Source organism: Dietzia cercidiphylli (genome assembly GCF_014145145.1).
GTDB lineage: Bacteria > Actinomycetota > Actinomycetes > Mycobacteriales > Mycobacteriaceae > Dietzia > Dietzia natronolimnaea.
Genome location: NZ_JAALEA010000163.1, coordinates 1 through 12,116 on the forward strand (window position 1 = coordinate 1; position 12,116 = coordinate 12,116).

The window sequence follows — 12,116 nt, forward strand, 5'->3', positions numbered from 1 at the left end:
GTCCGCGCCGAGCACCGCCCACGCCTGCTCCGCCAGGGCCGGTGTCGCGGCGGCCACGACCGTGCCGCCGTCCAGCGGTTGCCGACCGTCCGGTCCGGTGATCACGCCGCCGGCCGCCTCGATGATCGGGATGAGGGCCACGATGTCGTAGGACTTCAGGTCGGACTCGACCACCAGGTCCACCCGGCCCGCGGCGAGCATGCAATAGGCGTAGCAGTCCCCGCCGAAGCGCTGCAGGCGCACCCGGGTGGCGAGGTCGTCGTAGCGTCGGCGCAGCTCACCGTCCCCGAACATCGACGGGTGGGTGGTGTACATGATCGCCTCGGACAGCTCGTCGCACCCCGACACGTGCAGATCGAATGCCTCCGGCCCGTCCGATCGGCGACGTACGGTGGCGCGTCCGTGGACCGCGGCGAAGGTCTCCCCCAACACCGGTTGGTCCATCCACCCGGCGACCGCCCGGCCGTCCTCCACCACCCCGACGAGCGTGCCCCACCCCGCCATCCCCGTGAGGAAGGCCTTGGTGCCGTCGATCGGGTCGAGATACCAGGTGCGGGGGGCGTCCGGGGGCCCGGACTCGCCGTTCTCCTCCCCCACCACCCGGTCCCCCGGCGCCATCGACGAGATCCCGGCCCGCAACAACGCCTCGATGTCGCGATCGGCCTCGGTCACCGGGTCGTACCCCCGCCCCCCGCCCTTGTCGCCGGCGACCAGCGCCTCGAGCTCGCCGTGGAAGTGGCGGCGGGCGATCCTGCCGGTGGCGGCGAGCAGCTCGTCGAGGTGCTCGATCAGGTCAGGGTCCAGGGGGCGGTCGGGCCTCGCAGTCATGGCCCCATGGTGCATCACGGCCACCGGTCGCACGCCGGTTCGCGCCGCGACATACTCGTTCCCACCCCTCTACACGTGCCCATCCGGATAGCGTGAGCAGACCTCATCGCACGGACGGAGCCGAGATACGTTGAACGACCTCGTGGACTTCATCTCCACCCGCCGGCTCCAACTCGCCACCGACTCCTGGCAGCACGTCAGCGCGACCGTGCAGGCGGTCCTGCTGGCCACGCTGCTGTCGGTGGGGGTCGGCGTGGCGGTCTACCGCAGCAGGGCCGGATCCGCCGTGGCCACCGGCCTGGCCGCCACGGCGTTGACCGTGCCCTCGTTCGCACTGCTGGGACTCCTCATCCCGATCCTGGGGCTGGGCGTGCTGCCCACCATGACCGCACTGGTGATCTACGCGGTGCTGCCGATCCTGCGCAACACCATCGTCGGACTCGACGCCGTCCCCGCGGCCACCGTGGACGCCGCGCGCGGGGTCGGGATGAGCCGGATCGGGGTCCTGGGCCGGGTGGAGATCCCGCTGGCGTGGCCGTCGATCCTCGCCGGGATCCGCGTGTCCACCCAGATGTCCATGGGCATCCTCGCGATCGCCGCCTACGCCAAGGGCCCGGGCTTGGGGAACCTGATCTTCGCCGGGCTCTCCCGGGTGGGGACGCCCACCGCGCTGCCGATGGCGCTCACGGCGACCGTCCTCATCGTCGTCCTCGCGCTCGTCCTCGACGCGCTCCTCGTCCTCCTCGGACGCCTCACCATCAGGGGGAACCAGTGACCACACCCACCGCGCACGACGCCGGCGCCGTGTCCGGGGTGCCCATCACCCTGGACGACGTCACCAAGGTCTACCCCGGCCAGGACCGACCGGCCGTCGACCACGTCTCGCTCGAGTTGCCCGCCGGACGCACCACCGTGTTCGTGGGTCCCTCCGGCTGCGGCAAGACCACGACGATGCGGATGATCAACCGGCTGATCGAACCCACCTCGGGGACCATCACGATCGACGGCCAGGACAACCGGACCCTCGACGCCGACACCCTGCGGCGCCACATCGGCTACGCCATCCAGGCGTCCGGCCTGTTCCCGCACCTGACGGTCGCCCAGAACGTCGGGACCGTGCCCCGGCTCCTCAAGTGGAGGAAGTCGCGCGTGGCGGACCGCGTGGACCAGATGCTGGAGCTGGTGGGCCTCGACCCGGCCGACTACCGCGACCGCTACCCCGCCCAGCTCTCCGGTGGCCAGCAGCAGCGGGTCGGGGTGGCGCGCGCCCTGGCCGCGGACCCGCCGGTGCTGCTCATGGACGAGCCGTTCGGCGCCGTGGACCCCATCACCCGCGCCTCCCTCCAGGACGAGCTCATCCGCCTGCAGGAGGAGCTGCACAAGACCATCGTCTTCGTCACCCACGACTTCAACGAGGCCGTCAGGCTCGGCGACCGGATCGCGGTGCTCGGGCCCGGCTCGTCGGTCCTGCAGTTCGACTCCCCCGAGGCCATCCTCGCCAACCCGGCCGACGAGACCGTGGCCGGCTTCATCGGCGACGACGCGGCGTTGAAGACACTGACCCTCCGGCGGGTGGGGGACGTGGACCTCGGAGAGGCGACGACGGCGAGGGAGTCGGAGGACCCGGCCGACTTCGCCTCCCGCGTACGCGGGACGGACGACGAGTGGGCGGTGGTCCTGGACGACTCCGGGCGCCCCCTGCGCTGGGTGCGCGGGGACCTGGTGGCCCGGATGCCCGACCTGCGTTCGGGTGGCCAGCCGGTGGCCGGCACCGTGACGGTCGACTCCACGCTCCAGGAGGCGCTCGACGGGCTGCTCTCGACCGCCAGCGCGACCACCGTGGTGGTCGACCGTTCCGGGGCGTACCGGGGGACGATCGGCATCGACGACCTGGTGGGAGAGCTCCGGCGCATCCACCACCACCACAACGTCCCCGGTTCCCCGGACCCCGCGGAGCGCTCGTGAGCACCGCGGCGACCGCGTCCCGCGCCGCGTCCCGCGCGGACTCGGCCCGGTTGGTGGTCCAGCCGGTCCTCATCACGCTGGCCGCGGTGGGCGTGCTGTGGTGGGCCTTCGGGACCGAGCTCGACGAGACCCAGAGGGCCTCGCTCAACGCCTCGTCCATCACCCAGCGCACCCTCGAGCACGTCCAGATCACCTTCACCGTGGCCGCGATCGTGGTCGCGGTGGGGGTGCCGCTGGGGATCCTGCTCACCCGCCGCCGGATGGGTTTCCTCGCGCCCGTCGCCATCGGGATCGCCAACGTCGGCCAGGCGGCACCGGCGATCGGGTTGATCGTGCTGCTGTTCCTGGCCACCAACCGGACCGGCTTCTGGATCGGCGTCCTGCCCGTGGCCGTCTATTCACTGCTCCCGGTGCTGCGCAACACGATCGTGGGGATCCGGAACGTGGATCCCGCGCTCATCGACGCCGCGAGGGGACAGGGCATGACGACGAGCCGGGTCCTGCGCACGGTCGAGTTGCCGCTCGCGGTGCCGTTCATCCTGGCCGGGCTCCGCACCACGCTCGTCCTGGCGGTCGGCACCGCCACGCTGAGCTTCCTGGTGGACGCGGGCGGGCTGGGCATCTTCATCGACACCGGCTATCGACTCCAGGACACCACCACACTCGTGGTGGGTTCCGTCCTGGCGGTGTGCCTGGCCCTGCTGGTCGACTGGCTCGGCGGGGTGGGCGAGGTCCTGTTCAACCCGAGGGGGCTGCGATGACCACCGTGAAGCGACTCCTCGCCTCGTGTCTGGCCACCGTGCTCGTGGCGACCGGGTGCGGGCTGAGCGACGGCGGGTCCGTGCCCCTGCCCGTGGGCCCCGGCCCGGACGGCACCGTCCCCGCGCTCGAAGGGGTGCGCGTGACGGTCGGCGGCAAGGACTTCACCGAGGGCGTGATCAGCAGCTACCTGGTGGAGTTCCTCCTGGCCGCCGCCGGGATGGAGGTCTCCGACATGTCCTCGCTGGCCGGGTCCAACAGTTTCCGGCAGGCCCTGGTCACCGGCCAGGTGGACATCGGGATGGAGTACACGGGCACCGCGTGGATGAGCTATCTCGGCAACTCGGAACCCATCCGCGACCCCGAGGGTCAGTGGGTGGCCGTCCGGGACGCCGACCTCGAGGCCCACGACATCCGGTGGCTGCCCCCGACGACCGTCGACAACACCTACTCGTTCGCCATGAGCCGGGCCACCGCGGAGGAGACCGGGCTGCGCACGTTCTCCGATTACGCCCGGCTCGTCCAGACCGATCCGGACTCCGCCGTGACCTGCATGGAGACCGAGTTCTCCGTGCGCCGTGACGGCTGGCCCGGGCTGGCCGAGGCCTACGGTTTCGACGCGGCCACGGTCCCGGTGCCGATCATGCAGCCCGGGATCATCTACCAGGCCACCGCCACCGGCCGGGAGTGCCGGTTCGGCGAGGTCTACACCACCGACGGCCGGGTCAAGGGCCTCGACCTGGTTGTCCTGGAGGACGACCAGCGCTTCTTCCCCGTCTACAACCTCGCCACCGTGGTGCGGGGCGAGTTCCTGGACGCGCACCCCGAGATCGAGGAGGTCCTCGCGCCGCTCGTCGAGGTCCTCGACAACGAGGTGATGGTCGAGATGAACATGCGGGTCGACGTCGACGGCGACGATCCGGCGCTGGTCGCGAGGGATTTCCTGGTGGACCGGGGACTGGTCTCCGCGGAGTGACCGCGCGTCCGGTCGTGCAGAGCGCGGCGAAGAGGCGAACAATCGGGGTCAGGTACCCGAGGAGGACACTCATGACCAGGAACCCGCTGGCCGCGATCCCGAGGTCGGCATCGCGCCTTCCGCGGATGGCGCCGGACATGACGCTGCTTCCGGCCGGTCGGATCGTCACCCTCACCGACGACGTCACCACCAGGCTCTACGACACCGGCGAGGAGCACCTCACGCCGGTCATCCTGCTGCACGGGATGGCCGCCACCGGGATGCTCAACTGGTATCAGACCTTCCAGCGTCTGCGGGGCGAGTACCGGCTCATCGCCTACGACCAGCGCCGCCACGGGATGGGCCACGGCGGCCCGTTCGACTTCGGGGCGCTGGGCGAGGACGTGCTGCGCGTCTCCGACCACCTGGAGTTGGAGAAACCGGTCATCGGCGGGTACTCGATGGGCGGCATCGTCGCCCAGCTCGCGGCCCGTCGCGACCCCTCCCGCCTCGGCGGACTGGTGTTGGCCGCCACCGGTACCGGTGCCCAGCGCAACGCGCTGGAGAAGATCACGATGGGATCGCTGACCCGGGGAGCCCCCGTGCTCAACGCCGTACCCGTCGAGGTGGCCAGGGAGATCGGCGACGAGGTGCCCAGCGCCTACACCTGGGCGATGCGGGAACTGGCCTCCGTGCCCCTCGCGACCCACAGGACGGTGATCACGGAGGTGGCCCGGTTCAACTCCACGTCGTGGCTCCACGAGCTGGAGCTGCCCGTCGCGGTCGTCAAGACCATGCGCGACATCGCCTTCCCCCGGTGGATCCAGGACGAGATGGCCGATCTTCTGCCGCACAGCGCGGTGTTCCCGATCAGCGCCGGCCACGCCGCGTGCGCGACCCATCCCGGGACCTTCGCCCGTCGGATGCGCACGGCGATCGGCTGGGTGGTGTCCAACTCGCATTGAGGACGCACCGCGATCGCCGAGGCCGGTGCCGTCGGCGGGGTCGGTGCCGTCGGCGGGGTCGGTGCTGCTACAGCGCGGAGTACCGCACGGCCGTGATGACGAAGACGACGATCGCGATCCCACCGAGGACGACCCCGACCAGTCCCCGGCGCGGGTCCGGCTCCTGGTTGGTGAGCCACCCCGTGGGCCACCGCGCGAGCAACCCGAAGGCGACGGCCATCAGCGCGGCGAGGAACGCGATGATGTTGAGCAGTGGAACCCAGGACAGCGCCAGGGACCCCACCCCCAGCACCAGTGACCGGGTGCCCAGGTCCATGCCCTCGGACGATCTCTTCCTCGGGGAGGCGGCGTCGGAACGGGGGCGCAGCGGCATACGGCCAGCCTAACCGCGCCGCCCGGAAATCGGCTCAGCCCAGGAACTGCTAGGCCAGGAACTGACCGTCGACGAATCCCGCCAGCAGGACCGCGAACCCGCCCATCTCCCCCACGATGAGTGCCAGCATCCCGACCCGCAGCATGGTCGACGGGTGTTCGAACTGGTTGGTCGTGTCCCGCAGCGCGCCGTGGACGATGTAGCTGGCGATCGCCACCACGAAGAAGAACACCAGGACCCCCGCCGCCGCGAGGTTCACCCACGTGGGCCAGCTGCTCAGCTCCACGAACGCGGCGATGAGCAGGATCGCGAAGGAGTAGAGCAGGGCCGCCCGGTGCGCGATGTCGACGTAGGGGTGCGCGAGGTGGTCCGCGCTCGTGGCCATCTGCCGGTACTTCCACACCCCCAGCCCCAGGGCCAGCAGGAAGACCAGTCCGGCGGCGAGCAGCGCGAGCCGCGTGTCGAGGCCGAGATCGACCGTCACCGCCGACAGGGTGGGGGAACTGAGCGGGTCCATGGGTCCTTCCGGGGACGCTGAGCGATACGGCTGACTCGAGTACCCACCGACCCTAGGGCAGAGTCGGGCACCGCACCGGGTCACCTCGCCCGACGGTCACCTCGCCCGACGGTCGCCGGGCCCGGGATTGTCGTCACGTCGGGCCACCCACGAGAATGCTGCGTATGCCACGACTCCGAGAACTCGCGGGCCGGCCCGACGTCAGGACCGACCTGCTGCAGATCGTCAAGAGCGTGATCGCCGCCACGGCCGCGTGGTGGCTCTCCGCGCACGTCCTGGACTCGCCGTTGCCGTTCCTGGCGCCGTGGACCGCCCTGCTCACCGTGCACGCCACCGTCCACAGGTCGCTCTCCCGGGGAGTGCAGACGACGGTGGCGTCCGCGATCGGCGTCGGCCTGTCCTTCCTCATCGGGTTCTACCTGGGCGTCAACGTGTGGACCTTCGCCCTGGCGATGTTCGTGGGTCTGGCCGGCGCCCGGATCACCTGGATCCGGGACGAGGGCGTCGCGATCGCCACCACCGCGGTGTTCGTGCTCTCCAGCGGGTTCTCCGACCAACAGCCCCTGCTCCTCGACCGCATCATCGAGGTCGCCGTCGGGGTGGGGATCGGCGTGCTGGTCAATCTCCTGATCATCCCTCCGATGCGGGATCAACAGGCGGCCAGCCACGTGGACCGCATCGACCGCCGGATCGGGGACATCCTCATCAACATGTCCGACGAGTTCTCCACCTCCTGGGAGACCGACGCCGCCGACGCGTGGAGACGCGAGATCGAGTCGGTGTCCGACGAGGTCGAGACCGCGTGGGGAACGGTGCACTTCGCCCGCGAGAGCCGCCGCTCGAATCCCCGCCTGGCCCGCCAGCGCCTCGGCCGCGGACAGCCTGCCGGCGAGGGGGTCGACTACGAGGAGGTGCTGGGTCGCGTCGACGAGGCCGTCTCGCACTTGAGGCACCTCATCCGCACTCTCCACGAGGCCACCTATGCGGAGGGGCCGTGGGACGAGCGCTTCCGCAGCGAGTGGGCCTCGATCGCTCGAGACGCCGGCCACGCGATAGCCGATCCCGATGCCGAGATGGCGTCCATCCACGACCGCCTGGTGGGGTTGACGCACGCCATGGCCGAGGACGGCCGACTGCCCCGGGACTCCTGGCCGGTCTACGGCTCGTTGCTGACCAGCATGTTCCACATCGCCGTGCTGATCGACGACGTCGCCTCGGAGCGGGAGGTCCGGTAAGGGGCCTAGCGCTCCCCCCGGCCGGCCTCCCGCTGTTCGGCGTCCAGGCGGGCGACCCTCCGGGCCCCGGCGAGTTGCCGATAGGAGGACTCGACCAGCTCGGCGACCTCGTCCCAGTCCACGGAGCCCGGATCGCCCGCCCCGTGTTCCCCGGGCCGGTCCAGTGGCAGCGCCCGCCATCCCCGGACGCCGACGTAGGCGGGCACCACGATGCGCGGGTCCTGCTCGAGGGCCGGCAGGTCCTCGGGGTCCGGGAGGAACAGCAGGGCGCGGGCGAGCAGGGGATCCGCGTGGTCCCCCTTGACCGTTCCGCCGTAGGAGGCGAAGACCTTGGTGGTGTACCAGTTCGGCCGCCCGTGCGAGATCTTCTCCGCGGCGTCGGGGAGCGCCAGGCAGATCCGACGCAACCGGGCGAGCAGCGGATCGGAGTCGTCGAACATGATCGGGTGGCCCATGACTACAGCCTCACGTCGTTGTAGGCGCGCTCGTCCTCGATCGGCTCCAGGTGGGTGGTGATGTGGGAGTGCGGGAGCGCGGCGTGGATCTCCTGCTCGACCTTCTCCACCAGATCGTGACCCCGCTCGACACTCCAGTCGCCGGGGACGAGCGCGTGGAACTCGACGAACCGCCACCGGCCGGACTCGCGGGTCCGCAACTCGTGGAAGTCGACCCGACCCGGCTGCCGGTGCCTGTCCAGTACCTCCTGGATCGCCCTGTTGTCCTGCTCGGGGAGTGTCGCGTCCATCAGCCCCATCCCGGACTCGTGGACGAGCCTGTACCCGATGAACAGGATGTTCAGCCCCACCGCGATCGCGACGACCGGATCGAGGAACTCCCAGCCGGTGATCCACACCAGGGTCACCCCGACCACGACGCCGACCGAGGTGACGACGTCGGTGATCAGGTGTTTCCCGTCGGCTTTCAGGGTCGGCGACCGGTGTCGGACCCCGGCCCGGATGAGCAACGTCCCCACGATTCCGTTGATCACGGCCGCCACGACGGAGATCGCGAGGCCCAGTCCGAGGGACTCGATCGGCACGGGGTTGATGAGTCGCTCGACACCCGTGTAGAGGATGAAGGTCGCGGCCACGAAGATCATCGCGCCCTCGACCACGGCCGAGAAGTACTCGGCCTTGGAGTGGCCGTACTGGTGGTCGTCGTCGGCCGGGCGCTCGGCGACGGTGATGGCGATGAGCGCGACCACCGCGGCCACCAGGTTGACCACCGACTCGGCCGCGTCGGCGAGCAGCCCGACCGATCCGGTCACCCACCAGGCCACCATCTTGAGCGAGATGGTGACGATCGACGTGGCCACCGACAGCCACGCGAACTTCTTGAGAGTCGACACGTCATGTGAGCGTAGTCCGCTCGTGGGACGACGTCCCCCCTGCCGAACGCCGGATGTCGGTAGGGTCGTAGACATGCATGTAGGACTTGCCTGGCTCGCAGTTGCGGTGTTGCTCGCCGCCGGTGAGGCGGCGGGCGGGGAGTTGTTCCTGATCATGCTCGCCGGGGGTGCACTCGGCGGGGCCGCCGCGGCCGCGCTCGGCGCGCCGGTCTGGGGGCAGGCCCTGGCGTTCGCCCTCGTCTCGATCATCCTCGTCGCGGGGGTACGACCCCTCGTGCGCCGGCGCCTCCTGTCCGCGCTCCCCGAGCACGACACCAACACGGCCGCGCTGACCGGACGCGACGGCACCGTGGTCGAGGCGATCGGGCCGGCCGGCGGCCTCGTGCAGATCGCGGGGGATACCTGGACGGCGCGCCCGCTCATCGAGGGCGAGACGTTCGACGCGGGGGACAAGGTCCTCGTGCATGAGATCGAAGGGGCCACCGCGATCGTCGTGCGTGGCATCTAGAGAGCGCGAGTCCGACACACAGCCGACAGCACGACACAACAGGAGGAAACCATGGGTGGCTTGATCTTCCTTGCCGTCATCGTCATATTGATCGCCTCGGTGGTGGTGAGCTCGGTGAAGCTCATCCCGCAGGCGGAGGCCGCGGTCATCGAGCGGCTCGGCCGCTATCAGCGCACGGTGAGTGGTCAGCTCACCCTGATCATCCCGTTCATCGACCGGGTCCGCGCGAAGGTGGACCTGCGCGAGCGGGTGGTCACCTTCCCGCCCCAGTCCATGATCACCGAGGACAACCTCACGCTGAACATCGACACGGTCGTCTTCTTCCAGGTCACCGACCCCAAGGCCGCGGTCTACGAGATCAACAACTACATCGTCGCCGTCGAGCAGTTGGCCACCACCACGCTCCGCAACGTCGTCGGTGGGCTCACGCTCGAGCAGACGCTCACCAGCCGCGACATGATCAACAAGCAGCTCCGTGGGGTGCTGGACTCCGAGACCGGCCGCTGGGGCCTGCGCGTGGCCCGTGTCGAGCTGCGGTCCATCGACCCGCCGCTGTCGATCCAGGAGTCGATGGAGAAGCAGATGAAGGCCGATCGCGAGAAGCGCGCGACGATCCTCACCGCCGAGGGACAGCGCGAGGCCGCCATCACCACCGCCCAGGGCGCCAAGCAGGCCTCCATCCTCGACGCCGAGGGCAACAAGCAGGCCTCGATCCTCAACGCGGAGGCCGACCGGCAGTCGCGCATGCTCCGTGCCCAGGGTGAGCGGGCCGCCCGCTACCTCGTGGCGGAGGGCCAGGCGGCCGCCATCGCCCGCGTCAACGCGGCCGTCAAGGCCTCCAAGCCCACGCCGGAGATGCTGGCCTACCAGTACGTCCAGAACCTGCCGGAGATGGCCAAGGGCGACGCGGCCACGATGTGGATGATCCCCTCGCAGTTCGGGGACTCGCTGGAGAACTTCGCCAAGGCCGTGGCCAAGAAGGACGACGACGGGGTGTTCCGCTACGAGCCGCCCGCCACCGATGACGACGCGGATCTGCCGTCGGCCCCCGAGCACTGGTTCGACACCTCGACGGACCCGGAGATCGCCCGGTCCGTCGCGGCCGCCGAGGCCGCCGCGGAGGGGGCGTCGTCGTCCGCGACCGCCACGGAGAAGCCGAAGTCCAAGCCCAAGCCCGGGGTCTTCGACATGGTCCCCTCGTCCGAGGGCGGGATCGCCCCGGACGACACCCCCGCCCTCTCGGGCCCGCAGGGGGCACAGCCGGGGCAGCCCGCCGGCATCGACCCCGGCGTGGATCTCGAGCAGGGCCTGCAGCAGGGCGCATACCCGGTCGACGAGGCCGGCCGGGACCGTCCCTGACCCGATCCGGCCGGGTCGCGGGCGCCGCCACGACCACTGGAAGTAACATGCCCGTGTGGCACGTAACAGTGGACGCGGTGGCGCCCAGCCACCCGATGCCGAGGACATCCGTCTGATCGAGGCGGCGGCCTCGGTGTTCGCGGAACGCGGTATCAAGGGCGCGAGCACCGACGACATCGCCAGAGCGGCCGGGGTGACGCGGGTGACGTTGTACCGCAGGCTCGGTCCGCGCGAGCAGATCCTCCGCGCGCTGTACGCCCATGAGGCGCAGCGACTGATGATGTCGGTCAACGCGCGGTTCACCCCGTTCGAGTCCCTCGAGTGGGATCCGGTCCGGCACGTCGAGGACCTGCTCGTCGGTACGGTCTTCGACATCCGTAGGAGCGAACTGCTCCAGCGCCTCGTCGAGGTGGACAAGGTCGAGGCCATGGCGATGCTCGCCGGTCAGTCCGACTCGGTTCTGGGCGCGATCACCGGGATCGTCGCGGAGTTCATCCGGAGCACCTGGAACGCCGACGTCCACACCCGACCGATGGACGCGGACGAGTTCGACACGCTGTCCCGCGAGGTCGGCAGTGTCGTGGGCCGCTTCCTGCACTCCATCGCCGTGATGCCGGACGGCCCGCCCGTCCTGGAGACCGAGGACGAGATCCGGGCGCTGGCGCGGCGGGTCCTGGTCCCGATGATCCTGCAGCGCTGAGCAGTGCCTCAGAGCGCCGCGGGCACCTTCTCCCCGCCCAGTTCATGGGCCAGCGCGGCCCTGAGCCCGGGGTAGCGGAACGGGTGGTCGACCGCGCGCAGGACCGCCGGGTCGACCCTCTGGTCGGCCAGCGCCAGCTCGTCCGCCCCGCGACTGCCCAGGACCAGGCCGGGCGCGAAACCGGGGACCGGGACCACGGTCGGACGGTGGAGCACCGAGCCCAGGACGCGGGTGAACCGCGCGTTGGTGACCGGTTCCGGAGCGACGGCGTTGACGGTTCCGGTCAGCGACGGGTCGACGACGGCACGGAGGTAGATGTCGGTGAGGTCGTCGAGTGCGATCCAGGACATCCACTGCCTGCCCGACCCCAGTCGCCCACCCAGGCCCGTCCGGGTGATCGCGGCCAGCGGGGGCAGCATCCCGCCCGCTCCGGACAGGACGAGCCCGGTGCGCATGGTCACCACCCGGGCGCGCGAGCTGCGGGCGGGCTCGCAGGCGGCCTCCCACTCGGCCACGATCTCGGCCAGCGGCCCGGGTCCCGGCCCGGCCTCCTCGGTGAGGAGCCGGTCCCCGCAGTCGGCACCGTAGTAGCCGATGGCGGAGG

Annotated in this window: 15 protein-coding genes; 9 read left to right on the forward strand and 6 right to left on the reverse strand. The window is 70.6% G+C overall.

Annotated features, from left to right (window positions below; all coding sequences use genetic code 11):
* Nucleotides 1-828, reverse strand: an 828-nt coding sequence (locus G6028_RS06455) for an inositol monophosphatase family protein (RefSeq protein WP_182658375.1), incomplete at its 3' end; no start/stop codon positions are given.
* A 130-nt stretch (nt 829-958) separates the two neighbouring features.
* On the opposite strand from G6028_RS06455, the gene G6028_RS06460 reads away from it, so the two are divergent.
* The 5 genes from G6028_RS06460 to G6028_RS06480 all read left to right on the forward strand — a co-directional run bounded on the left by G6028_RS06460 (nt 959) and on the right by G6028_RS06480 (nt 5,472).
* A complete protein-coding gene (locus G6028_RS06460) occupies nt 959-1,603 on the forward strand; it encodes an ABC transporter permease (protein WP_182658376.1) in 645 nt (214 codons plus the stop codon).
* On the forward strand, nt 1,600-2,793 hold the full coding sequence (locus tag G6028_RS06465; RefSeq protein ID WP_179523638.1) for an ABC transporter ATP-binding protein: 1,194 nt from the start codon (nt 1,600-1,602) through the stop codon (nt 2,791-2,793). The genes G6028_RS06460 and G6028_RS06465 overlap by 4 nt, the downstream gene beginning before the upstream one ends.
* Nucleotides 2,790-3,554 (forward strand): ABC transporter permease subunit, encoded by a 765-nt coding sequence (locus G6028_RS06470; RefSeq protein ID WP_182658377.1) that lies wholly within the window; start codon nt 2,790-2,792, stop codon nt 3,552-3,554. Before G6028_RS06465 ends, G6028_RS06470 begins: the two co-directional genes overlap by 4 nt.
* On the forward strand, nt 3,551-4,528 hold the full coding sequence (locus G6028_RS06475) for a glycine betaine ABC transporter substrate-binding protein (RefSeq protein ID WP_179523640.1): 978 nt from the start codon (nt 3,551-3,553) through the stop codon (nt 4,526-4,528). The genes G6028_RS06470 and G6028_RS06475 overlap by 4 nt, the downstream gene beginning before the upstream one ends.
* Before the next feature lie 71 nt (nt 4,529-4,599).
* Entirely contained in the window at nt 4,600-5,472 is an 873-nt protein-coding gene (locus G6028_RS06480) for an alpha/beta fold hydrolase (RefSeq protein WP_241730594.1), read from the forward strand.
* Between the two features lie 67 nt (nt 5,473-5,539).
* Here G6028_RS06480 and G6028_RS06485 read toward each other — a convergent pair whose 3' ends face one another.
* Together G6028_RS06485 and G6028_RS06490 are read right to left on the reverse strand one after the other, a co-directional pair.
* Complete coding sequence (locus G6028_RS06485) at nt 5,540-5,845, reverse strand: hypothetical protein (protein ID WP_182658378.1); 306 nt, start codon at nt 5,843-5,845, stop codon at nt 5,540-5,542.
* A gap of 49 nt (nt 5,846-5,894) precedes the next feature.
* Nucleotides 5,895-6,362 (reverse strand): hypothetical protein, encoded by a 468-nt coding sequence (locus G6028_RS06490; protein WP_182609367.1) that lies wholly within the window; start codon nt 6,360-6,362, stop codon nt 5,895-5,897.
* Nucleotides 6,363-6,526: 164 nt separating this feature from the next.
* Here G6028_RS06490 and G6028_RS06495 point away from each other — a divergent pair, with 164 nt between their 5' ends.
* Nucleotides 6,527-7,597 (forward strand): FUSC family protein, encoded by a 1,071-nt coding sequence (locus G6028_RS06495; protein ID WP_182658379.1) that lies wholly within the window; start codon nt 6,527-6,529, stop codon nt 7,595-7,597.
* A 5-nt stretch (nt 7,598-7,602) separates the two neighbouring features.
* Here G6028_RS06495 and G6028_RS06500 read toward each other — a convergent pair whose 3' ends face one another.
* Nucleotides 7,603-8,052, reverse strand: a complete 450-nt coding sequence (locus tag G6028_RS06500; protein WP_179523644.1) for an MmcQ/YjbR family DNA-binding protein — start codon at nt 8,050-8,052, stop codon at nt 7,603-7,605.
* 2 nt (nt 8,053-8,054) lie between these two features.
* Complete coding sequence (locus G6028_RS06505) at nt 8,055-8,945, reverse strand: cation diffusion facilitator family transporter (protein WP_179523645.1); 891 nt, start codon at nt 8,943-8,945, stop codon at nt 8,055-8,057.
* 73 nt (nt 8,946-9,018) lie between these two features.
* Here G6028_RS06505 and G6028_RS06510 point away from each other — a divergent pair, with 73 nt between their 5' ends.
* Genes G6028_RS06510 through G6028_RS06520 form a run of 3 tightly spaced genes read left to right on the forward strand, consistent with a single transcriptional unit; the run spans nt 9,019 to nt 11,512 of the window.
* On the forward strand, nt 9,019-9,453 hold the full coding sequence (locus G6028_RS06510) for an NfeD family protein (RefSeq protein WP_179523646.1): 435 nt from the start codon (nt 9,019-9,021) through the stop codon (nt 9,451-9,453).
* Between the two features lie 51 nt (nt 9,454-9,504).
* Complete coding sequence (locus tag G6028_RS06515; RefSeq protein ID WP_179523647.1) at nt 9,505-10,812, forward strand: SPFH domain-containing protein; 1,308 nt, start codon at nt 9,505-9,507, stop codon at nt 10,810-10,812.
* Nucleotides 10,813-10,867: 55 nt separating this feature from the next.
* Nucleotides 10,868-11,512 carry a TetR/AcrR family transcriptional regulator gene (locus G6028_RS06520; protein WP_179523648.1) on the forward strand — a complete coding sequence of 215 codons (645 nt, stop codon included), beginning with the start codon at nt 10,868-10,870 and terminating at the stop codon, nt 11,510-11,512.
* Between the two features lie 8 nt (nt 11,513-11,520).
* On the opposite strand, the gene G6028_RS06525 is transcribed toward G6028_RS06520, so the two are convergent.
* Nucleotides 11,521-12,116, reverse strand: a 596-nt coding sequence (locus tag G6028_RS06525; RefSeq protein ID WP_182658380.1) for a DUF1731 domain-containing protein, incomplete at its 5' end; no start/stop codon positions are given.

Bases quoted from the DNA above. Each gene is read 5' to 3' on its own strand.
- G6028_RS06500 (WP_179523644.1), bottom strand. From the start codon at position 8,052: ATGGGCCACCCGATCATGTTCGACGACTCCGATCCGCTGCTCGCCCGG.
- G6028_RS06490 (WP_182609367.1), bottom strand. From the start codon at position 6,362: ATGGACCCGCTCAGTTCCCCCACCCTGTCGGCGGTGACGGTCGATCTC.
- G6028_RS06485 (WP_182658378.1), bottom strand. From the start codon at position 5,845: ATGCCGCTGCGCCCCCGTTCCGACGCCGCCTCCCCGAGGAAGAGATCG.
- G6028_RS06475 (WP_179523640.1), top strand. From the start codon at position 3,551: ATGACCACCGTGAAGCGACTCCTCGCCTCGTGTCTGGCCACCGTGCTC.
- G6028_RS06480 (WP_241730594.1), top strand. From the start codon at position 4,600: ATGACCAGGAACCCGCTGGCCGCGATCCCGAGGTCGGCATCGCGCCTT.
- G6028_RS06510 (WP_179523646.1), top strand. From the start codon at position 9,019: ATGCATGTAGGACTTGCCTGGCTCGCAGTTGCGGTGTTGCTCGCCGCC.
- G6028_RS06515 (WP_179523647.1), top strand. From the start codon at position 9,505: ATGGGTGGCTTGATCTTCCTTGCCGTCATCGTCATATTGATCGCCTCG.
- G6028_RS06495 (WP_182658379.1), top strand. From the start codon at position 6,527: ATGCCACGACTCCGAGAACTCGCGGGCCGGCCCGACGTCAGGACCGAC.